Origin of the sequence: Actinosynnema sp. NPDC002837 (genome assembly GCF_040295345.1) — a bacterium.
Taxonomy (GTDB): Bacteria; Actinomycetota; Actinomycetes; order Mycobacteriales; family Pseudonocardiaceae; genus Actinosynnema.
Genome location: NZ_JBEOVG010000054.1, coordinates 39175 through 60427 on the forward strand (window position 1 = coordinate 39175; position 21253 = coordinate 60427).

Sequence of the window (21253 nt, forward strand, 5' to 3'; positions counted from 1 at the left end):
ATGCGACCGCCACCCTTCTGCCACGCTGCGGATTTGTTCGTGGCATCGAAACATTTCGAAACATCCACGACTTGCGCAGACCTTAGGCCCGTGTCCAACCGGTGTCAAGCGTCACCATTCGGCGTGTCCGAGTGATGTTTTCCCACGTCAGGAGGTCACTCTTGTGTTTCGATCGAGTTTCGATACTATCGGCCCATGCGTCGAGCCACGTTGGCCACGATTGCTGCAGCAGCGGGGGTGTCTCTCCCGACGGTGTCCAAAGTCCTCAACGGGAAGGACGACGTCGGCGCAGAGACCCGGGCCCGCGTGCGGCAGCTCCTGGCCGAGTATGACTACGTGCCGGTCGGGTCCCGCAGGGCCTCCGGTCACCTGCTGGTGGACCTCGTGTTCACCGCCCTGGACAGCCCCTGGGCGGTGGAGATCATCCGTGGCGTCGTCGACACCGGGCTGCACGTCGTGGTGTCGTCCACCGACAAACCCCGTCAGCACACGTCGTGGGCGGCGTCGCTGGTCGAGGCCAGGCGCGCGGGCGCGCTCCTGGTCACCTCCCAGCTGACCGCCGCCGACCGCCGCGTGCTGGCCAACTCCCGCATCCCCGTCGTGGTCATCGACCCGGTCGACCTGCCGCAGCCGAACGTGCCCAGCGTCGGCGCGACGAACTGGGCCGGCGGCCTGGCGGCCACCGAGCACCTCCTGCGCCTCGGCCACCGCCGGGTCGGCGTCATCGGCGGACCGGCCGGGATGCTGTGCAGCCGCGCGCGGGTCGACGGCTACCGCGCCGCGCTGGACCGCGCGGGCATCGCGTTCAACCCCGAGCTGGTCAAGCACGGGGACTTCAAGCACGAGGGCGGGTTCCGCCGCGCGGCCGAGCTGCTGGCGCTGCCGGACCGGCCGACGGCGATCTTCGCCGGCAACGACGAGCAGGCTTTAGGCGTGATCGAGGCGGCCCGCGTCGTCGGGCTGTCCGTGCCGCACGACCTGAGCGTGGTCGGCTTCGACGACCTGCCGGTCGCGGTGTGGTCCTCGCCCGCCCTCACCACCGTGCGCCAGCCGCTCACCGAGATGGGCCGCCACGCGGGCCGCATGCTCGCCGACCTGATCGCGGGTCGCCCCGTGGAGACCGAACGGGTGGAACTGGCCACCGAACTCGTCGTCCGATCGTCAACGAAGGAGCCGCCGTGCTGAACCCCTGGGCCGATCCCGGAAGGCCGACCGGTGAGCGGGTCGCCGCCCTGCTGGCCGAGCTGACCCTGGAGGAGAAGCTGGCCCAGCTGGTGGGCGTGTGGGTGGGTATCTCCGAGGGTGAGGAGGTCGCCCCCGCGCAGCACGAGTTCGCCGAGCCGCTGCCGCCGTGGGACGAGCTGACCAAGCCCGGCCTCGGCCAGCTGACCCGCGTGTTCGGCACCGGGCCGGTCGAGCCGCTGGTCGGCGCGAAGGTGCTGGCCGAGACGCAGCGCAAGCTGGTCGCGAACACCCGGTTCGGCATCCCGGCCATGGCGCACGAGGAGTGCCTGGCCGGCTTCACCGCGTGGCAGGCGACCGTGTTCCCCATCCCGCTCGCGTGGGGCGCCTCGTTCGACCCGGTGACGGTCGAGCGGATGGCACGCGAGGTGGGTCTCGTGATGCGCGACGTCGGCGTCCACCAGGGGTTGGCGCCGGTGCTGGACGTGTCGCGCGACCCGCGGTGGGGACGCACCGAGGAGACCATCGGCGAGGATCCGTACCTCGTGGGTCTCCTCGGTGCCGCCTACACCAAGGGCCTGGAGTCCAGCGGGATCGTGGCCACGCTCAAGCACTTCGCGGGCTACTCGGCCTCGCGCGGCGGGCGCAACCACGCGCCGGTGCACATGGGGCCGCGCGAGTTCGCCGACGTGGTGCTGCCGCCGTTCGAGATGGCCTTGCGCCTGGGCGGCGCGCGCTCGGTGATGAACTCCTACGCCGAGGTCGACGGCGTGCCGGCGGGCTCGGACCCGACCCTGTTCACCGACCTGCTGCGGGACAAGTGGGGCTTCACCGGTGTGGTGGTCGCCGACTACTTCGCGGTGTCGTTCCTGGAGACCGCGCACGGCGTCGCGGGCTCGCCCGGTGAGGCCGCCGCGCTGGCGCTGGCCGCCGGCATCGACGTCGAGCTGCCCAGCGTGCGCTGCTACGGCGAGCCGCTGGCCGAGCTGGTGCGGTCCGGCCAGGTCGACGAGGCGCTGGTGGACCGCGCGGTCGTCCGCGTGCTGACCCAGAAGTGCGAGCTCGGCCTGCTGGACGAGGGCTGGCAGCCGGACTCGCCCGCGGTGCTGCGCGGCGAGCCGGTCGACCTCGACCCGCCCGCGCTGCGCGACCTGGCCCGCACGATGGCCGAGCGCTCCGTGGTGCTGCTGGACAACGCCGACGGCCTGCTGCCGCTGGCGGACACCGGCAAGGTCGCCGTGGTCGGCCCGTGCGCGGACGACCTGCTGGCGCTGATGGGCTGCTACGCGTTCCCCAACCACGTGGGCGTGCAGCACCCGGACGTGCCGCTCGGCGTCGACATGGACACGATGGTCCAGGCGGTGCTGAAGGAGTTCCCGAACTCCGAGGTCTCCACCGCCAAGGGCTGCGAGGTCGACGGCGCCGACCGGTCGGGCATCGACGACGCCGTCTCGGTGGCGCGCGAGGCCGACGTGGTGCTGGCCGTGCTCGGCGACCGGGCCGGGCTGTTCGGCCGCGGCACGTCCGGCGAGGGCTGCGACGCCGAGGACCTGAACCTGCCCGGCGTGCAGGGCGAGCTGCTGGAGCGGCTGCTGGCGCTGGACGTGCCGGTCGTGCTCGTGCTGCTGACCGGCCGCCCGTACGCGCTGGGCCGCTACCTCGAGCCCGCCGCGGGCGCCGACGGGCGGCCCGCCGCGATCGTCCAGGCGTTCTTCCCCGGCGAGGAGGGCGCGGGCGCGGTCGCCGGCGTGCTCAGCGGGCGCGTCAACCCGTCCGGCAAGCTGCCCGTGCAGGTGCCGCGCGGCTCCGGCGCCCAGCCGACCACCTACCTGCACCCGCCGCTCGGCGGTCCGGGCGGGGTCAGCTCGGTCGACCCGTCGCCCGCCTACCCGTTCGGGCACGGCCTGTCGTACACGGCGTTCGAGCTGTCCGACTTCGCCGGTGGCGCGGAGCTCCCGGCCGACGGCGAGGTCGAGGTGTCGTGCCTGGTGCGCAACACCGGCGACCGGGCCGGCGCCGAGGTCGTCCAGCTCTACCTGCACGACCCGGTGGCCAGCGTGACCCGTCCGGTGCGCCAGCTCGTCGGCTTCGCCCGGGTCGAGTTGCAGGCGGGCGAGGCCACCGAGGTGACGTTCCGCGTGCATGCCGACCGCACCTCGTTCACCGGCCGCGACGGCAAGCGGGTCGTGGAGACCGGCGAGGTCGTGCTGCAGGTCGGCACGTCGAGCGAGGACATCCGCTGGGAGCACTCGGTGCCGGTCACCGGTGAGCCGCGCGTGGTCGGGCACGACCGCGTGCTGGTGACGCCGGTCACCACCACGTCACGATGAGGTGACCATGAGGCTGGTGCCCTTGCCGTCGCCGTCGGCGCTCCTCGTGCCGCCGTCGCCGGCGACGGCGACACCGGACGGCCCGACGAGGGTCGACGGGTACGTCGTCGACCGACCGGGACCGGGACGCTTCCCGTTGGCGTCCCGGGGCAAGGCCGCCGCCCTGGTGGTCAGCGACGCCGACCACCCCGGCGTCGTGCGGGTCGTCGGCGACCTGCGCGACGACGTCGAGCGCGTCACCGGCGTGCGGCCGGAGATCACCTCGGAGCCGCGCGGCGACGTGGTGATCGTCGGCACGGTCGGCCGGAGCCCGTTGATCGACGACCTGGTGGCGCGCGGCAAGCTCGACGTGTCGGCGATCGAGGGCCGGTGGGAGACCTCGCTCCAGCAGGTCGTGCACCACCCGGCGCCGGGCGTGCGGCGCGCGTTCGTCATCGCGGGCAGCGACCAGCGCGGCACGATCTTCGGCGCGTACGACGTCTCGCGCGAGATCGGCGTGTCACCTTGGCACTGGTGGGCCGACGTCCCCCCGGCCCACCGCGCCGAGTTGCACGTGCTGCCGGGCAGGCACGGCCAGGGCACGCCCGCGGTGAAGTACCGCGGGTTCTTCATCAACGACGAGAACCCGGCGCTGGGCCGGTGGGCGCCGGAGCACTTCGGCGCCGGTCACGCGCCGGGCTTCCCGGCCGGCTTCAACCACCACTTCTACGCCAAGGTCTTCGAGACGGTGTTGCGGCTCAAGGCCAACTACCTGTGGCCCGCGGTGTGGGGCCGGGCGTTCGCCGAGGACGACCCGCTCAACCACGCGACCGCCAAGGCGTACGGCGTCGTCATGGGCACCTCGCACGAGGCGCCGATGATGCGCGGCATCGAGGAGTGGAACCGGCACGCGAAGGCGGGCGAGAGCGACCCGTACGGCGGCAACGGCGAGTGGAGCTTCCGCCGCAACCGCGACGCCGTCGTGCGGTACTGGACCGACGGCGTGCGGCGCATGAAGGACGAGGGCTTCGAGGGCGTGGTCACCCTCGGCATGCGCGGCAACGGCGACGCGAGCCTGTCCGACGGCGACGGCATCGAGCTGATGCGGGAGATCCTGGCCGCGCAGCGGGAGATCCTGGCCCGCGAGGGCATGGCCGACGTCCCGCAGGTGCAGACCCTCTACAAAGAGGTCCAGCGCTACTGGGAGAAAGGGCTGCGCCCGCCGGACGACGTGACGGTCGTGTTCGCGGACGACAACTGGGGCAACATGCGCAAGCTGCCCGACCCGTCGTCGCCCCCGCGCGCCGGCGGGTACGGGCTCTACTACCACTTCGACTACGTCGGCGGCGGGCGCAACTACAAGTGGGTCGACACCACCTCGCTGCCGAACGTGTGGGACCAGCTGCACCAGTCCTACGAGTACGGCGTCGACCGGCTGTGGGTCGTCAACGCGGGCGACGTGAAGGGCAACGAGCTGCCGCTGCAGTTCTTCCTGGACTACGCCTGGGACCCGGGGCGCTGCCCGGTGGAGAAGCTGGGGGAGTGGGAGCGGCGTTACGCGGCGCAGAACTTCGGCCCGCGGCAGGCCGGTGAGATCGCGTCGGTCCTGCGCGAGTACGCCAAGCTCCAGTCCGCCCGCAAGCCGGAACTGCTCAACCGCAAGGCCACCGCCGTCGGCGCCACGATCACCTACGACGACCAGGCCTCGCCGTTCAGCCTGACCGACTACCGCGAGGGCGAACGCGTCACCGAGCGGTGGCGGCGGTTGGCGGACCGGGCCGAGCGGGTCCGCGGCGCGCTGCCGCCGTCGTCGCGGGACGCCTACCACCAGCTGGTGCACTACCAGGTGAAGGCGACGGCGAACCTGTACGCGTTGCGGCTGGCCGAGTTCACCAACCTGCTCCACGCGGCGCAGGGCCGTGCGTCGGCGAACGCGTTGGCGGACGCCACCGACGCGCGGTTCGCCGAGGACCAGGCGATGTCGGACCACTACGGCACCGTGCTCGCGGGCGGGAAGTGGCGCGGCTTCCAGACCCAGCCGAAGATCGGCTACGGCGACGTCGCGCGGTACGGGCCGAGCGCGTCGTGGCAGCAGCCGGAACGCGACGGCGACGTGCTGCCGGACGAGGTGTTCCCCGCCGTCAAGCGCTTCGACCTGCCGCGGGTGGCGGAGATGGGCGTGGCGGTCGACGGCTCGGACCAGTGGTGGCCCGCCGCGGCGGGGCCCGCGACGCTGCCCGCGTTCAGCCCGCACCAGTCCCAGCCGGGGCAGTACGTGGAGGTGTTCAACCGGGGCGCGATCCCGTTCGACTACTGGGCGACGCCGGGCGCGGCGTGGCTGGAGGTCGACCGGCCGCACGGCACGGTGCGCGACCAGGTCCGGCTGGACGTGCGCGTGGACTGGTCGCGCGCGCCGAAGGGGCGCGTCGAGGTGCCGATCACGATCACCGGCGCGGGCGCGCTGGTGACCGTGCGGGCGGTCGTCGAGAACGACCTGGTGGAGCCACGGGGTTTCGTGGAGGCCAACGGCTACGTCTCGATCGAGGCCGCCCACGCGACCCGGGTCGTGGACGGCGACGGCGTGCGGTGGCGGCGGATCCCCGACATCGGCCGCACGGGCGACGGCGTGGAGCCGTTCCCGGTGACCGCGCCGAGCCGTGAGCCGGGGTCGCCGACCGGGCCGCGGCTGGAGTACGAGCTGACCGTGCGGGCCGACGGGCCGGTGACCGTGTGGGCGTACCTGTCGCCGCGCAACCCGGTGCTGCCCGGGCCGGGCCTGCGCTACGCGGTGTCGTTCGACGACCAGCCGCCGCAGGTCGTCGACATCACCGCGGCCACCGGCGCGGACGACACCACCATGAACCGCCAGTGGGAGCACAACACGTCGGACAACGTCAACCGAACCGCCACCGGGCACCGGCTGGACGCGGGCGCGCACACGCTCAAGTTCTGGATGGTCGACCCCACCGTGGTGGTGCAGAAGCTGGTCGTGGACACGGGAGGCCTCAGGTCGAGCTACCTGGGGCCCCCGGAGAGCCGCCGAGTCCACTGACCGGGCTGGGGCGTGAGGGGGACTATGGCGGTGGTCCCCCTCACGTCCCGCCAACCCGCTACCTCGTGGCGAGCGTGATGGCCGTGCGTCGCGCCGGGGCTAGAGGTGCGCGCGCAGGTGGCGGAGCTTGCGCTCGTCGTGCACCCGCGGCGTGGTGTGCCCGCTGAACGGGAACACCGCCATCTCCTTCGGCGCGGTGATCTCGTTGTAGGCCGCGTACACCGTGGACGGTGGGCACACCTCGTCCATCAGGCCGACGCTCAGCAGCGACGTCGCGGTGATCCGCTTGGCCAGCAACGCGCCGTCCACGTACCGCAGCGTGTCGCGGGCGGCGGGGATCAGGTCGACGTGCTGCGCCAGGAACTTGGCGATCTCCGCGTACGGCTCGGCGTCGGTCAGGGTGATGGCCCGCTGGAAGTCGCACAGGAACGGCACGTCCGCGTGGCAGACCTTCACCGCCTCGCCGTTGAGCGCGGCGGCGGCCAGCGCCAGCCCGCCGCCCTGGCTGCCGCCGGACACCGCGATCCGCGTCTCGTCCACCCCGTCCAGCGAGGCGGCCACCTCGACGGCACGGGCGGCGTCCACCATCAGGCGCGTGACGTAGTAGGTCTCGGGGGCGGCGATGCCGCGCGTCATCACGCCGGGGTGCTCGGGGCCCGCGAAGCCGGTGTCGGGGGTGGCGCCGAGCGTCCACCGACCGCCCTGGCCGCGGGTGTCCATCACGAACACCCCGTAGCCGACGGACGGCAGCAGCGCGTGCTCCGACGGCAGGCCGCGCCCGCCGCCGTAACCGATGTAGCAGACGACGGTCGGCAGCGCCTCGACGCCGGCGCCGGCGGGGCGGAGGTACCAGCCGCGCACCCGGTCGCCGCCGTGGCCGGAGAACTCGACGTCCCAGACCGAGAGCGGTCCGTAGGCGTCGGCCGCGTACGGGGTGAGGACCGGTGGCAGCGCGGCGGCGTGCGCCTCGTCCAGCCGTGCCTTCCACCACAGGTCGAGGTTGTCCGGCTCGGCGGTGTCGGTCCGGTACAGCGCGAGCTCCCGCTCGGAGAGGTCGAACCAGGGCACGGCGGTCCCCTTTCCATAATCCGTTAAGCGCTTAATTACCCTACCGGGCTGAGCCGCGGGTACCGCCGCTAGACTTGATGATCACCGACCGAGGAGGCGCGGGTGGTAGGTGGTAAGCGTCCGACCATCTCGGACATCGCCAAGGCCGCGGGCGTGTCCACCGGCGCGGTCTCCTACGCGCTCAACAACCGGCCGGGCGTCTCGGAGCCGACGCGTCGTCGGATCATGGACATCGCCGACCGCCTCGGGTGGGTGCCCAGCAGCGCGGCGCGGTCGTTGAGCGACGGTCGGGCGAACGCGATCGGGCTGGTGGTCGACCGGCCCGCGCGGGTGATCGGCGTCGAGCCGTACTTCATGCAGCTGATCTCCGGGATCCAGGGCGCGCTCGCGGGCGGGCCGACGTCGTTGCTGCTCCAGGTGACGGACAACTCGGCGGCCGAGCTGGCGGCGTACCGGCGGTGGTGGGGCGAGCGGCGGGTGGACGGCGTGCTGCTGGTCGACCTGGTCCAGAACGACCCGCGGGTGGAGCTGGTGCGTGAGCTGCGGCTGCCCGCGGTCGTGCTCGGCGAGCCGGTCGTGCCGGACCTGCCGTGCGTGTGGACGGACGACGAGCTGGCCGTGGCGGAGGTGCTGGAGTACCTGGTCGCGCTGGGGCACCGCCGCATCGTCCGGGTCGCGGGGCCGACGAAGTTCGTGCACACCCAGACCCGGTCCCGCGCGTTCACCACGGCCGCCGCGCGCCTCGGCCTGCCCGACGCCCGCGTGGTGCACGCCGACTACTCCGACGAGGCCGCCGCCCGCGTGACCCGGCGGGTCCTGACGAGCGGCATCGCGCCCACCGCCCTGGTGTTCGACAACGACGTGATGGCCGTGTCCGCCCTCGGCGTGGCCCACGAGCTGGGCCTGACGGTGCCCGACCAGCTCTCCCTCGTGGCGTGGGACGACTCGGCCCTGTGCCGCCTGGTGCGCCCGGCGCTGTCGGCGGTCCGCCGCCCGATCGCCGAACGCGGCGCCGCCGCCGTGCGGCTGCTCCTCGACGTGATCAACGGCGCCCCGGCCGAACAGGTGAAGACCTCGGACCCCGAACTGGTCCCCCGCTCCAGCACCTCCCACCCCCCGACCCCTTGACCCACGCCCCTCGCGAGTCGAACCGCCAGCGCCGGCGCGGGACACGCGAAGGGTGGGGGTGGTGTGCCGGCGCGGGGTGTAGGAGACTTGCGCAAGGCGGTCTGGGAGCGGTCCCAGACGGTCTCTTCGCGGTGCGGTCGAAGCTGCGGGCAGTGGGGTGGGGGAGCGGGTGTGGGCCGGGGTTGAGAGGCGAACCGGGCGTTGACACTTAAGCGGTTAATTGCTTTGGTGTTGAGGCCTGCCGCAGGCAGGCGCGCTGCCCTGCGCTCGCTACGTCAACGTCGACAACTACGCGAGGTACATCCATGCGCAAGCGATTCGCCTTGGTGGGCGCCGCCGTCGCCGCCTTGGTCCTGTCACTGCTGGCGGTGACGCCGGCACACGCCGCGGCCGGGTTCACCGTCAGCAACGGGCGTCTGCTCGACGCCAACGGCAACGACTTCGTGATGCGTGGCGTGAACCACGCGCACACCTGGTACGCCGACCGCACCACCCAGGCGCTCAAGGACATCAAGGCCACGGGCGCCAACACGGTCCGCGTCGTCCTCAGCTCCGGCGACCGGTGGACGCTGAACAACGCCGCCGACGTCGCGGGCGTCATCAGCCAGTGCAAGGCCAACAAGCTCATCTGCGTGATGGAGGTGCACGACACCACCGGCTACCAGGAGCAGAGCGGCGCCGTCAGCCTGGCCCGCGCCGTGGAGTACTGGAAGAGCATCCAGAGCGCCATGGCCGGCCAGGAGAAGTACGTCATCCTCAACATCGGCAACGAGCCGTGGGGCAACACCGGCTACACCGGCTGGACCCAGGCGACCAAGGACGCCATCACCTCGCTGCGCTCGGCGGGCTTCGAGCACACGATCATGGTGGACGCGCCGAACTGGGGGCAGGACTGGGCCTTCACCATGCGCGACAACGCCGCGTCGGTGTTCGCCGCCGACCCCCAGAAGAACACCGTGTTCTCCATCCACATGTACGGCGTGTTCGACACGGCCGCCGAGATCAACGACTACCTGAACCGGTTCGTCACGGCGAAGCTGCCGATCGTGGTGGGCGAGTTCGGCCACGACCACTCCGACGGCAACCCGGACGAGGACACGATCTTCGCCACCACCCAGTCGCTCAAGCTGGGCTACCTGGCGTGGTCCTGGTCGGGCAACGGCGGCGGCGTCGAGTACCTCGACATGGTCACCGGCTTCAACGCCGCCCAGCTCACGAGCTGGGGCCAGCGCGCGGTCAACGGCGCGAACGGCATCAAGGCCACCTCCCGCCAGGCCACCGTCTACGACAGCGGCACCGGCCCGGACACCACCGCGCCGTCCACGCCCGGCACCCCGACCGCGTCCGGCGTCACCTCCACCGGCGCCACGCTGTCCTGGACCGCGTCCACCGACAACGTCGGCGTCACCGGTTACGACGTGGTCCGCGTGAACGGCACCACCGAGACCGCCGCCGCGAGCACCGCCACGACGACGGCCACCGTCACCGGCCTGTCGGCGAGCACCACCTACACGTTCGCCGTGTACGCGCGGGACGCGGCGGGCAACCGCTCCACCCGTTCCGGCACGGTCAACGTCACCACCCAGCCCGGTGGCGGCGGCCCCGCGTCCTGCGCGGTCACCTACAAGATCGCGGGCCAGTGGCAGGGCGGCTTCCAGGGCGACGTGAAGATCGCCAACACCGGCACGGCCGCGGTGAACGGCTGGACGCTGCGCTGGACCTGGGCCAACGGCCAGACGGTCAGCCAGTCCTGGGGCGCCACCACGACCCAGTCCGGCTCCACGCTGAGCGCGACCAACGTGTCCTACACCGGCACCATCCCGGCGAACGGCTCGGTCAGCTTCGGCTTCATCGGGTCGTGGAACGGCACCAACTCGGCGCCCACCGCGTTCACGCTCAACGGCGCCACCTGCACGACGGCCTAGAGGAGCACGCGATGTCGAGAAAAGCCGCGGTCGCGGCACTGTTAGCGGCGTTGGCCACGTTCGTCGGCCTCTTGGTGGCCGCACCCGGCCAGGCGGTCGAGGCCGCCGCGCCGACGCGGATCATGGCACTGGGCGACTCGATCACGGGCTCGCCGGGCTGCTGGCGCGCCCTGCTGGACCGCGACCTGCGCGCGGCCGGGCACACGAACATCGACTTCGTGGGCACCCGCGCCGGTGACGGCTGCGGGTTCGCCTACGACGGCGAGAACGAGGGCCACGGCGGCGCGCTGGTCACCGCGGTGGCCGACCAGAACCAGCTCGTCGGGTGGCTGGCCGCCACCAACCCGAACGTGGTGCTCATGCACTTCGGGACCAACGACGTCTGGAGCAACCGGTCGACCGCGACCATCCTGGCCGCCTACGGCAAGCTGGTCGACCAGATGCGCGCCAACAACGCGAGCATGAAGGTGATCGTCGCCAAGATCATCCCGATGGCGGCGAGCGCCTGCGCGGAGTGCCCCCAGCGGGTGGTCGACCTGAACGCGGCGATCACGGGCTGGGCGGCGGGCAAGTCCACCGCGCAGTCGCCGGTCACCGTGGTGGACCAGTGGGCCGGGTTCAACACCGCCAGTGACACCTACGACGGCGTTCACCCGAACGCGTCCGGTGATCGCAAGATCGCGGACAAGTGGATCCCGGCCGTGGTGTCCGCGCTCAACGGCACCACGCCCACGTCCACGACCACTACGACCACCAGCACGACCACTACTACTACGACGACCACCACGACCACCACGACTTCCGCCCCCGGCGGGTCGTGCGACGTCGAGATCAAGGTCGTCAACCAGTGGCCGGGCGGGTTCACGGTGGAGATCACCATCCGCAACGGCGGCGCCTCGCCGACCCGCGGGTGGCGCATCGGGTTCACGTTCAACGCCGGCATGTCCCTCAGCCAGGGCTGGAACGGCTCCTTCACCCAGAGCGGCACGGCGGTGACGGTGTCCAACACGTCCTGGAACGGCGGCATCCCGCCGGCGGGCTCGACCAAGGTCGGGTTCAACGGCACCGGTGACGCCACCGGCTGGGTGCCCGTGCCGATCTGCACGCTGTCCTGACCGGACCTCGCGGGTGCGCCCGGCACCGGGCGCACCCGCGAGCCGTCAGCCGGCGACGTGACGGCTCGGCGGGCGCCCGGCCGGCGTCCCCGAGCAGCGGCGACCGGCGGACCCGACCGCCGGTACCCTCGGCAGGGGGGTGGTGCGTCGTGACCGAGCGCAAACCGGCCGGTGTCGGCTTCGAGACCTGGATCGAGCGGCAGATCCGCGAGGCGCAGGACCGCGGTGACTTCGAGGACCTGCCCGGTGCGGGCCGGCCGTTGAAAGGGCTGCACGAGCCGCACGACGAGCTGTGGTGGGTGAAGGAGAAGCTGCGCCGCGAGGAGGGCACCGCGCTCCCCCCGACGCTGCTGCTGCGCAAGGAGGCCGCCGCCGCGCGCGAGGCCGCCGGCCGGGCGCGCACCGAGGCCGAGGTGCGCTCGATCCTGGCCGACATCAACGCCAGGATCGTCGAGGCGATCCGCAAGCCGATGTCGGGACCGCCGCTGAACCTGATGCCTTACGACGTCGAGCACGTGGTCGAGGAGTGGCGGGCCGACCAGGCCGACCGGGGCTGACCGGGCCGCTCGGCGACGTCCGACTCCGCCGGCGACGCGGGCCCGGCCACCCGGCCGGATCACGCCTTGGAACAGCCGGCGCGAGATGATCGCCCGCCGGCCCTGCGCAGCGACGACCACGGCTCCGGGGCCGCCGGCGACGCGTGCCCCGGTCGGATCACGGCGCGCGTCAGCCGACCCCGGCCGCGTCGAGCAGCGCCGTCGCGGTGGTGACGCCGAGGCCGGCCAGCGGTTCGGCCCGCACCACGGCGCGGGCGCCCGAGCCGTCGAACACGATCGTCAGCTGCGCGGCCAGCGTGTCCGGGTCCGCCACGCCCGCCGCACGCGCCTCGGCGGCGAAGAAGTCGGTCAGGGCCTGCTTGTGCCGGCGGGCCACCGCGTTGGCCGGGTGGCCGGCGTCCTTGAGCTCGGTCGCCGTGGCGACCAGGGGGCAGCCGCGGTAGCCCGGTTGCCCGGTCAGCCCGTCCTGCGCGCGGAACACGTGCAGGATCCGCTCGCGCGGCGTGCCGCCGCCCGGGGGCAGCAGCGCGGCGTCGTAGCCCGGCGCCCGCCGGTCGAGGCTGGCCGCGATCAGCTCGTCCTTGCTGTCGAACAGCACGTACATCGACCGCTTGGAGACGCCGGCCGCCTTGCACAGCGCGTCCACGCCGACGCCGACGCCTTCCCGGTAGAACAGCTCGCCCGCCGCGTCCAGCAGGCGGTCCCGTGGGGTGGTGGTCACCCCCGCAGGTTACCGCCGGAGTTGCGGTGGGGAAACCGATCGGTTTACAGTCGGCCGAGGAAACCGATCGGTTTCCACCTTGGGAAGGATTGGCATGACCACCATCAACGGGGCGACCGCCCTGGTCACCGGCGGCAACCGGGGCATCGGCAAGGCCCTGGTCGAGGCCCTGTACGCGAGAGGCGCGCGGAAGGTCTACGCGACCGCCCGCGACCCGCGCACCGTCACGCACCCGGACGCCGTCCCGGTCGAGCTGGAGGTCACCGACCCCGCCTCGGTCGCCGCCGCCGCGGCCCGGGCGGACGACGTGACGATCGTGATCAACAACGCGGGCGGGCTGGTGAAGGCGTCCTTCCTGGACTCGCCGCTGGACGACGTCCGCCGCGAGTTCGAGACCAACTTCTACGGCCCGCTGCACGTGGCCCGCGCGTTCGTGCCGATCATCGAGCGCAACGGCGGCGGGCACCTGCTCAACGTCGCCTCGGTCCTGTCCTGGGTGGCGATCAGCGGCTCCTACAGCGCCTCGAAGGCCGCCCTGTGGTCGCAGACCAACTCCCTGCGCCTCGACCTGCGCCCGCGCGGCATCCAGGTCACCGGGCTGCACGTCGGCTACGTGGACACCGACATGACCGCCGGCGTCGACGCGCCCAAGAGCGATCCGCGCGACGTCGCGGAGCTCGCGGTGGACGGCATCGAGGCCGACGCCTTCGAGGTGCTGGCCGACGAGCTGACGCGACAGGTGAAAGCCGCGCTGGCGCAGGACGTCGCCGTGCAGTACCCGGCCCTGGTCGGTGCGGGCCGGTAGTCCGTCACCCGCCGCGGCCGCTGCGCCGGGCGATGCTGACGTTCCCGGACGCCGCGTGCAGTCGTCGAGCCGGGTCGTGCTGCGTCAAGCCGCGCCGGCGCCGCAGTTCGGGGAGGACGGCGCTGATCGGTCGCGGTCGGCGTTCCTCGTCGTCACGTGCGGGTCGGCGCACGGCGGACGAGTGGTCCAGTCCGGTTGACGGTGGTGGCAACGGCACCGACCAGTCCACAGTGGACCCGCCGCTCGCCCGGACGCCGCCTGCCGAGCGCGGCATCCGGGCGACGGCGCGGTGGCCAGGCCCACGCGCCGCCACGGCGGGGCGACCACCACCGCGACCTCGGCGGCGCCCGGTTCGCCGGTCGCCTCGTACCGCGCGATCGCAAGGCCCCGGCCGGTGGTGTCACGGGCGGCGCGTCACGGGCGTGAACCGCACGTGCCGCCCGTCGGCCAGTTGCCGGGCTCGCGCGTTGAAGGATCCCGTTGGCATGGAATGTCTCTCCTGTCGACGACGAGTGCGGGCAGCCACGCCGTCGGAGCCGCTGGTGGGGGAGGGGCGCCGTGATCGGGGCCGGCCACGGGCGCGTCCGCCGGCCGTGCGGAACCCGACCACCCCCCGATTCCGGCCCCCTCGCGGGCGTCGGCGCAGGGGCCGATGCGCGCCCCTGACGGCGGCTCCCGTCAGGGTGGTGGCGCTGTCACCCTGGGTACCCCGCAGCCACATGCCAGTTGGATCCCCTCCACCGCTCTAGTGGAATTGCGAGGTGCGGCGATGGCAGAACCTCAGCGCGTCCCGGCACACATCGGGGTCGAGGACGTGGAGCGCTTGGCGGCCGAGACCGAACGCCTGCGCGACGTGGACTACCGGCGCGGCGGCGGCGCGTGCCGCGACTCGGCGGTCGAGTGCGCGACGCGGCACGACCGGCTGCTCGACGTCGCCGCCTCGGGCGCGGTGCGCGAGCGGCTGCTGGTGGCGTTGGCCGACCTGCACAACCTGGCCGCCTGGACGTGCTTCGACACCGGTTTCGAGCCGGCGGCCTCGCGGCACTGGGACCGGGCGCTGGACTTGGCGGTGGAGGCGGGCCGGCACGACCTGGCGGCCAACGTGCACTACCGCGTCGGCCGGATGCGGCTGCACGGCGGTCGGCGGCGCGAGGCGCTGGAGGCGTTCGCGTCCGGGTTGGTCGCGGCCCGGCGGGCGGGTTCACGGCGCGCCGTCGCGATGCTGCTCGCGAACCAGGCGTGGGCGCGCGCGGGGTTGGGCGACAAGGACGAGGCGGTGCGGCTGCTGAACCTGGCGCACGACGAGTTCGCCCGCGCGTCCGGCCCGGCGCCGGGATGGGCGCGCTTCTTCGACGAGACGGACCTGTGCGGGTTGACCGGCGTGGTGCTGACCGACCTGGCCCGAACGGTCGACCCGTCGCGCACCGCGCCCGCGATCGACTCGCTCACCGCCGCCGTGGCCGGCTATCCGGAGGCCATGACGCGCAGCCGCGCGTTCAGCCTGATGGCGTTGGCCGCCAACCACTTGGTGGACGGGGACTTCGACCACGCGGCCGACGTGGGCGGGCGGGCACTGGCGCTGGCGGGCACGATCCGCTCGACCCGCGTCGCCGACCGGCTGCGACCGCTGCGCCACCTGGCCGACCGCCACCCGGCCAACCCGCACGCCCGAGCCCTGTCCGCCCGGATCGGCGCCTTCACCCCGCCGGTCTGACGGCCCACCGCCACCGCCCTCGGACGCCGCCGCGTTAGAGGGCGGTCCGATGTCCCGCCTGGCACCGCTTCCGCCTGCAAGCCGCCGGGTCGGGTGTCGGTCTGACGCCCCACCGGGACCGCTTCCCGCCGCGCCGCCGTCGTCGGTTATCGGTCCGACGCTTCATCAGTACTGCGTCCCGCACCCGCCCGCGTCGCACCGGTACCGGTTCCACCATCCACACCGCTGCCGACCGGACGCGGCGGTGGGCCGGTCGCGCCATCGAATTCGACTCGAATTCGACTAGGCGTCGAATCACGTCGTCGAACGGCCATCGAACGAAGTTACGTCGTTGACGTGTGGCGGATACTTTCGCAATACTCTGTTCGCACATCTGGAACGTGTTCACATTTATGAACAAATTCGCCGGGGAAGGCCCCTCGTCATGCGGATACTCAGTACTGCGCTCGTGCTTTCCTGCGCCCTTGGCGTGATCGCGGCGGCACCCGCGCACGCAGGCCATGACCTGGGGAGACAGGTTCTCCAACCCGGTGACGGCTGGGCTTCGAGCGGTGCCGGCACGACCGGTGGGTCGGCCGCGACCACCGAGCACGTGGTGCGCACTGCGGCAGAACTGCGGGCCGCCCTGGCGTCGCCCGCCCCGCGCCTGATCAAGGTGCGCGGCGTCATCGACTTCAGGGCTGATTGCGCAACGTATGCCACGGACGGCTACACGCTCGCGGGCTATTTGGCCGCATACGACCCCGCTGTTTGGGGGCGTGACACCGAGCCGAGCGGCCCGCTGGAGGACGCCCGCGCGGCGTCCGCCCGCCGCCAGGCGGAGGCCATCGCGCTCACCGTCGGCTCGGACACCACGATCGTCGGCGACGGCAAGGGCGCGGGCATCACCGGCGCGAGCGTCCGCATCCACGGCGCGAGCAACGTGATCGTCCGCAACCTCACGTTCCGCGACACGCGCGACTGCTTCCCGCAGTGGGACCCGACCGACGGCGCCACCGGCAACTGGAACTCCGACTACGACGCCGTCTCGCTGAACCGCGCCACGAACGTCTGGGTCGACCACAACACGTTCACCGACCAGCCGTCCCCGGACAGCGCGGCGCCGACCTACTTCGGCCGCCCCTTCCAGCAGCACGACGGCTCGCTCGACATGACCAACGGCACCGACCTGGTCACCGCGTCGTACAACCTGTTCGAAGACCACGGCAAGACGATGCTCATCGGCTCGTCGAACACCTCGACCACCGACCCCGGCAAGCTGCGGATCTCGGTGCACCACAACGTGTTCCGCAACGTCGAGGAACGCCTGCCGCGCGTCCGGTTCGGCCAGGTGCACGTCTACAACAACCTGTACGAGCCCGGCCCGACGTTCGTCTACGCGTGGGGCGTCGGCGTGCAGTCGAAGCTGTACGTGGAGAACAACTACGTCAAGCTGGGCAACGGCGGCGCGGTCGAGGACCTGATCTACAACTGGGGCGGCACGGCCATCACCGAGGTCGGCACGCTGGTCGACGGGCGGCCGGTGGACGTGCTCGACGCGTTCAACGCGGCCAACCCCACCGCGCAGCTCGCCGGCGACGCCGGCTGGACCCCCGAGTTCACCCGCGGCCTGGAGGCCACCTCCCGGGTGAAGAACCTCAAGGCCGGCGCGCAGCAGCGCGAGCGCTACCACGTGGCCAAGGGCACGGACTTCGACACGGTGCAGGCCGCGATCGACGCCGCGCCGCCGGGCACCACCATCACCATCGGCAAGGGCGTGTACCGCGAGGTGATCCGGGTGCCCGCGACCAAGCCCGACCTGACCCTCAAGGGCTCCACCGGCACCGCGCGCGACGTCGTGATCGACTACGACAACGCCAACGGCACCAAGAAGCCCGACGGCACGACCTACGGCACCACCGGCTCGGCCACCGCGACCGTCGAGGCCGACGGCTTCACCGCGCGCGACCTCACGTTCAGCAACTCGTTCGACCGGGCCGCGCACCCCGAGATCACCGGCACCCAGGCCGTCGCGGTGAAGGCGACCGGCGACCGGCAGTACTACGACCGCGTCCGCTTCCTCGGCCACCAGGACACCCTGTACGCCGACACGCGCGCCGTGGGCACGAAAGCCCGCCAGTACTACCGGGGCGGCGAGATCGTGGGCGACGTCGACTTCATCTTCGGCCGCGCCACCGCCGTGTTCGACCAGGTCACGATCAAGGCGCTCGACCGGGGCGGCGACCCCAACGGCTACCTCACCGCCGCCAGCACGCGCCGCGACAACCCGCACGGCTTCCTGATCATGAACTCCACGATCCTGAGCGACGCGCCCGCGGGCACCTACTACCTCGGCCGGCCGTGGCACCCCGGCGGCGACCCGGACGCCATCGCCTCGGTCGTCATCCGCGACACCAAGCTGCCCGCCGCGGTGAAGACCGCGCCGTGGACCGACATGTCCGGCTTCTCCTGGCGCGACGCCCGGTTCGCCGAGTTCCGCAACTCCGGCCCCGGCGCCACCGCCGGCCCCGACCGGCCGCAGCTGACCCACGACCAGGCGGCACAGCACACCCTGCGCGCGTACCTCGGCGACTGGAACCCCGCATGAGGACTCGCACCTGGGCGCCCTACGCCCTGATCGCACCGACGCTGGTGCTGATGGCGGTCTTCCTGGTCTACCCGATCGGGAGCGTCGTCTACTACAGCCTCCAGCGGTACAACGTCACGCAGCCGTGGAAGAACGGCTTCGCGGGGCTGGACAACTTCAAGCAGATGCTGTTCGACGACCCGCTGTTCTGGCAGAGCCTGGCGTTCAGCGCCAAGTGGGTCTTCGTCGAAGTCGGCCTGCAACTGCTGCTCGGCCTCGTGCTCGCCCTGATCGTGAACGAGACGTTCATCGGCCGGGGCATGGCGCGGGCGCTGGTGTTCTCGCCGTGGGCGGTGTCCGGCGTGCTCACCACGGGCATCTGGATCCTGCTGCTCAACCCGTCGACCGGCATCTTCCAGGAGCTGTCGAACCTCGGCATCGGCTCGCCGGGCACCTCGGTGCTCGGCAACCCCGACACCGTGTTCGAGGCCCTCGTGGTGACCGAGCTGTGGCGCGGCGTGCCGTTCTTCGCGATCCTGCTGCTCGCCGACCTCCAGAGCATCCCCAAGGACCTCTACGAGGCGGCGTCCGTGGACGGCGCGAGCCGGTGGCGGCGCTTCACCAGCGTCACCCTGCCGCACCTGAAGGACGCGATCATCCTGTCGACGCTGCTGCGCGCGGTGTGGGAGTTCAACAACGTCGACCTCATCTACACCCTGACCGGCGGTGGTCCGGCCAACCAGACCACCACGCTGCCGCTGTACGTGGCCAGGCAGGCCGTCGACTCGCACAACTTCGGGTACGGCTCGGCGCTCACCGTGGCCGGGTTCCTGATCCTGTTGTTCTTCTCGATCGCCTACCTGCGGTTGTCGAAGTTCGGGAGTCGTGCATGACCGAGACGTTGACCCGACCGCCGGTGGACACCCCGCCGCCGCCCCGGCAGCCGACCAAGCGGCGTCGCCGGGCCGTGGCCGAGGAGCCGGGCAAGCCGTGGATGATCCACGTGCCGCTGGTGCTGTACCTGCTGTTCACGCTCATCCCGTTCTACTGGATGCTGGTGTTCGCGGTGCGGCCGGCCGGCTCCACGCAGCTCGTGCCGTGGCCGATCTCGTTCGAGCACTTCGACACGGTGTGGAACGACATCGGGTTCGGCATCTTCTTCTACAACAGCGTGATCATGGGCTTGGGCGTGCTCGTGTTCGTGACCATCCTGTCGGTGATGGGCGGGTACGCGCTCGCGCGGTTCCGCTTCCGCGGCCAGCGGGTGTTCCTGCTGGCCATGCTGTGCAGCCAGTTCATCCCCGGCGCGATGATGCTGATCCCGCTGTTCGTGATCTTCAAGGGGCTGGGGCTGCTCAACAGCATCACCGGCCTGGTCATCGCGGAGGTGGCGTTCCAGCTGCCGCTCTCGCTGATCCTGATGAGCGGGTTCATCCGCAACATCTCGGTGGAGCTCGAGGAAGCCGCCATGGTGGACGGTTGCTCGCGCGTGCGCGCGTTCTTCGCGGTCGTCCTGCCGCAGCTCAAGCCCGCCCTGGTGGCGGTCGGGTCGTTCGCGTTCATCGGCGCCTGGAACCAGTTCCTGTTCGCGCTGATGTTCGCCACGAAGCAGGACAAGTTCACCCTGCCGGTCGGCCTGAGCTACACGTTGGGTGAGTTCAACACCGACTTCGGGGCACTCGCCGCCGGTGGCGTGGTCGCGGCCGTGCCGGTGGTCCTGGTTTTCGCCGTCGTGCAGCGGTTCCTGGTGCAGGGGCTCAGCGCCGGGGCTGTCAAGGGATAGGGAGCATCATGAGAAAACTGCTGGTCGCCGTGGCCGCCGCCGCCCTGGCGCTGTCCGCCTGCTCGTCCGAGGGAGGTGCGGGCGCCGACGGGAACGTCACCATCACGTTCTGGGACAACAACGGCGGGCCCGCCCGCGAGCCGATCTACAAGGAGCTGATCTCGCGCTTCGAGAAGGCGAACCCGACCATCAAGGTCGAGTACGTCGGCATCCCCAGCGCGTCGGTGCAGCAGAAGTACGACACGGCCATCGCGGGCGGCGAGACGCCCGACGTCGGCGGCGTGACCACCTCGTACCTCGCGCACCTGGTCGGCCAGGAGGCGTTGGCGCCCCTCGACGACCGCATCAACAGCGGTCCGCTGAAGGACAAGCTGCTCCCGTCGCTGGTCGAGACCGTCCGCCAGACGGCGCCGGACGGCAAGCTCTACATCGTCCCGTCCTCGGCCAACATGGACATCGTCTGGTACCGCACCGACTGGTTCTCCGACGCGGGCCTTGAGGCGCCGAAGACCTGGGACGAGTTCATCACCACCGCCACCAAGCTCACCGACACCGGCGCGAACAAGTACGGCTACACCATCCGCGGTGGCGCGGGGTCGGTGTTCCAGCTGATCACCGAGGCCTACGCGTACTCCGGCGTGGACACCTTCTTCAAGGACGGCAAGAGCACCCTCAACGACCCGGCCAACGCCGAGCTCGTCGACAAGGTCGCCGACCTGTACAAGAAGGCCACCCCCGAGGCCGACGTCAACAACAGCTTCACCCAGATGATCGCCCAGTTCACCGGCGGCTCGGTGGCGATGATGCACCACAACCTCGGCTCCTACAGCGACGTCACCAAGGCGCTGGGCGACAAGGTCGCCGCGATGCCGCTGCCGGTCGGCCCCAGCGGCAAGCGGACCGTCGTGCCCAACCCGACCGACGGCTTCGCGGTGTTCAAGAACAGCGAGAACCAGGACGCCGCCTGGAAGTTCGCCGAGTTCCTGACCTCGGCCGAGTCCAACAGCTACTGGAACGAGAAGGTCGGCCAGATCCCCGCCAACACCGACGTGCGCAGCGCGGCGTGGATCGACTCCGCCGCCCACGTGAAGATGGCGCTCGGCGTGCTGGAAGACCCGGCCACGGTCCTCGTGCCCGCGCCGGTCTACCTGCCGCAGTACTCGTCGATCACCAAGACCGACAGCGAGCCCCAGTACCAGAAGGTGCTCCTCGGCGAGCTGACCGGCCAGCAGTTCCTGGACGACATGGCGAAGAAGCTCACCGAGGCGCAGAAGGAGTGGGAAGACCGCAAGTGACTCCTCCCCCTCTGGCGGGAGAGGACTCCCGCC

The 21253-nt window shown here is 71.7% G+C and carries 16 protein-coding genes; 13 read left to right on the forward strand and 3 right to left on the reverse strand.

Annotated elements, in window-relative coordinates; genetic code table 11:
* Positions 1 to 195 precede the first annotated feature (195 nt).
* From ABTZ99_RS29540 to ABTZ99_RS29550, 3 genes are read left to right on the forward strand one after another with little or no spacing between them, the layout of a single operon-like run.
* Positions 196 to 1185 carry a LacI family DNA-binding transcriptional regulator gene (locus ABTZ99_RS29540; protein WP_053716050.1) on the forward strand — a complete coding sequence of 330 codons (990 nt, stop codon included), beginning with the start codon at positions 196 to 198 and terminating at the stop codon, positions 1183 to 1185.
* Positions 1179 to 3512, forward strand: coding sequence for a beta-xylosidase/alpha-l-arabinosidase (locus tag ABTZ99_RS29545; RefSeq protein WP_498772771.1), 2334 nt, complete (start codon positions 1179 to 1181; stop codon positions 3510 to 3512). The genes ABTZ99_RS29540 and ABTZ99_RS29545 overlap by 7 nt, the downstream gene beginning before the upstream one ends.
* A gap of 7 nt (positions 3513 to 3519) precedes the next feature.
* Positions 3520 to 6543: a glycosyl hydrolase 115 family protein gene (locus tag ABTZ99_RS29550; protein ID WP_499615778.1), complete on the forward strand. Its 3024-nt coding sequence runs from the start codon at positions 3520 to 3522 to the stop codon at positions 6541 to 6543.
* Positions 6544 to 6642: 99 nt separating this feature from the next.
* Here ABTZ99_RS29550 and ABTZ99_RS29555 read toward each other — a convergent pair whose 3' ends face one another.
* On the reverse strand, positions 6643 to 7611 hold the full coding sequence (locus ABTZ99_RS29555) for an acetylxylan esterase (RefSeq protein WP_498772775.1): 969 nt from the start codon (positions 7609 to 7611) through the stop codon (positions 6643 to 6645).
* Between the two features lie 102 nt (positions 7612 to 7713).
* Between ABTZ99_RS29555 and ABTZ99_RS29560 the strand changes: the two genes are divergently transcribed.
* The 4 genes from ABTZ99_RS29560 to ABTZ99_RS29575 all read left to right on the forward strand — a co-directional run bounded on the left by ABTZ99_RS29560 (position 7714) and on the right by ABTZ99_RS29575 (position 12336).
* Positions 7714 to 8739 carry a LacI family DNA-binding transcriptional regulator gene (locus tag ABTZ99_RS29560; protein WP_498772777.1) on the forward strand — a complete coding sequence of 342 codons (1026 nt, stop codon included), beginning with the start codon at positions 7714 to 7716 and terminating at the stop codon, positions 8737 to 8739.
* 305 nt (positions 8740 to 9044) lie between these two features.
* Positions 9045 to 10664: a cellulase family glycosylhydrolase gene (locus ABTZ99_RS29565; RefSeq protein ID WP_499615782.1), complete on the forward strand. Its 1620-nt coding sequence runs from the start codon at positions 9045 to 9047 to the stop codon at positions 10662 to 10664.
* A gap of 11 nt (positions 10665 to 10675) precedes the next feature.
* The gene (locus tag ABTZ99_RS29570) at positions 10676 to 11779 is read left to right on the forward strand and encodes a cellulose binding domain-containing protein (protein ID WP_499615785.1); all 1104 of its coding nucleotides are present in this window, start codon (positions 10676 to 10678) and stop codon (positions 11777 to 11779) included.
* Between the two features lie 149 nt (positions 11780 to 11928).
* The gene (locus ABTZ99_RS29575; protein WP_499615788.1) at positions 11929 to 12336 is read left to right on the forward strand and encodes a DnaJ family domain-containing protein; all 408 of its coding nucleotides are present in this window, start codon (positions 11929 to 11931) and stop codon (positions 12334 to 12336) included.
* A 169-nt stretch (positions 12337 to 12505) separates the two neighbouring features.
* Here the strand turns inward: ABTZ99_RS29575 and ABTZ99_RS29580 are convergent, their stop codons facing one another.
* Positions 12506 to 13057, reverse strand: coding sequence for a TetR/AcrR family transcriptional regulator (locus ABTZ99_RS29580; protein WP_499615791.1), 552 nt, complete (start codon positions 13055 to 13057; stop codon positions 12506 to 12508).
* Positions 13058 to 13151: 94 nt separating this feature from the next.
* Here ABTZ99_RS29580 and ABTZ99_RS29585 point away from each other — a divergent pair, with 94 nt between their 5' ends.
* Positions 13152 to 13862: an SDR family oxidoreductase gene (locus ABTZ99_RS29585; protein ID WP_498772787.1), complete on the forward strand. Its 711-nt coding sequence runs from the start codon at positions 13152 to 13154 to the stop codon at positions 13860 to 13862.
* A gap of 4 nt (positions 13863 to 13866) precedes the next feature.
* On the opposite strand, the gene ABTZ99_RS29590 is transcribed toward ABTZ99_RS29585, so the two are convergent.
* The gene (locus tag ABTZ99_RS29590; RefSeq protein WP_499615794.1) at positions 13867 to 14136 is read right to left on the reverse strand and encodes a hypothetical protein; all 270 of its coding nucleotides are present in this window, start codon (positions 14134 to 14136) and stop codon (positions 13867 to 13869) included.
* A 378-nt stretch (positions 14137 to 14514) separates the two neighbouring features.
* Here ABTZ99_RS29590 and ABTZ99_RS29595 point away from each other — a divergent pair, with 378 nt between their 5' ends.
* The 5 genes from ABTZ99_RS29595 (at position 14515) to ABTZ99_RS29615 (ending at position 21220) form a co-directional block, all read left to right on the forward strand.
* Entirely contained in the window at positions 14515 to 15576 is a 1062-nt protein-coding gene (locus ABTZ99_RS29595; RefSeq protein WP_499615797.1) for an NsdA family TPR-like regulatory protein, read from the forward strand.
* Positions 15577 to 16171: 595 nt separating this feature from the next.
* Complete coding sequence (locus ABTZ99_RS29600) at positions 16172 to 18163, forward strand: pectinesterase family protein (RefSeq protein WP_499615800.1); 1992 nt, start codon at positions 16172 to 16174, stop codon at positions 18161 to 18163.
* Positions 18160 to 19035, forward strand: coding sequence for a carbohydrate ABC transporter permease (locus ABTZ99_RS29605; RefSeq protein WP_498772795.1), 876 nt, complete (start codon positions 18160 to 18162; stop codon positions 19033 to 19035). Before ABTZ99_RS29600 ends, ABTZ99_RS29605 begins: the two co-directional genes overlap by 4 nt.
* Positions 19032 to 19925, forward strand: a complete 894-nt coding sequence (locus tag ABTZ99_RS29610) for a carbohydrate ABC transporter permease (RefSeq protein ID WP_498772797.1) — start codon at positions 19032 to 19034, stop codon at positions 19923 to 19925. The genes ABTZ99_RS29605 and ABTZ99_RS29610 overlap by 4 nt, the downstream gene beginning before the upstream one ends.
* Before the next feature lie 8 nt (positions 19926 to 19933).
* Positions 19934 to 21220 (forward strand): ABC transporter substrate-binding protein, encoded by a 1287-nt coding sequence (locus ABTZ99_RS29615; RefSeq protein ID WP_498772799.1) that lies wholly within the window; start codon positions 19934 to 19936, stop codon positions 21218 to 21220.
* Positions 21221 to 21253: the final 33 nt, after the last annotated feature.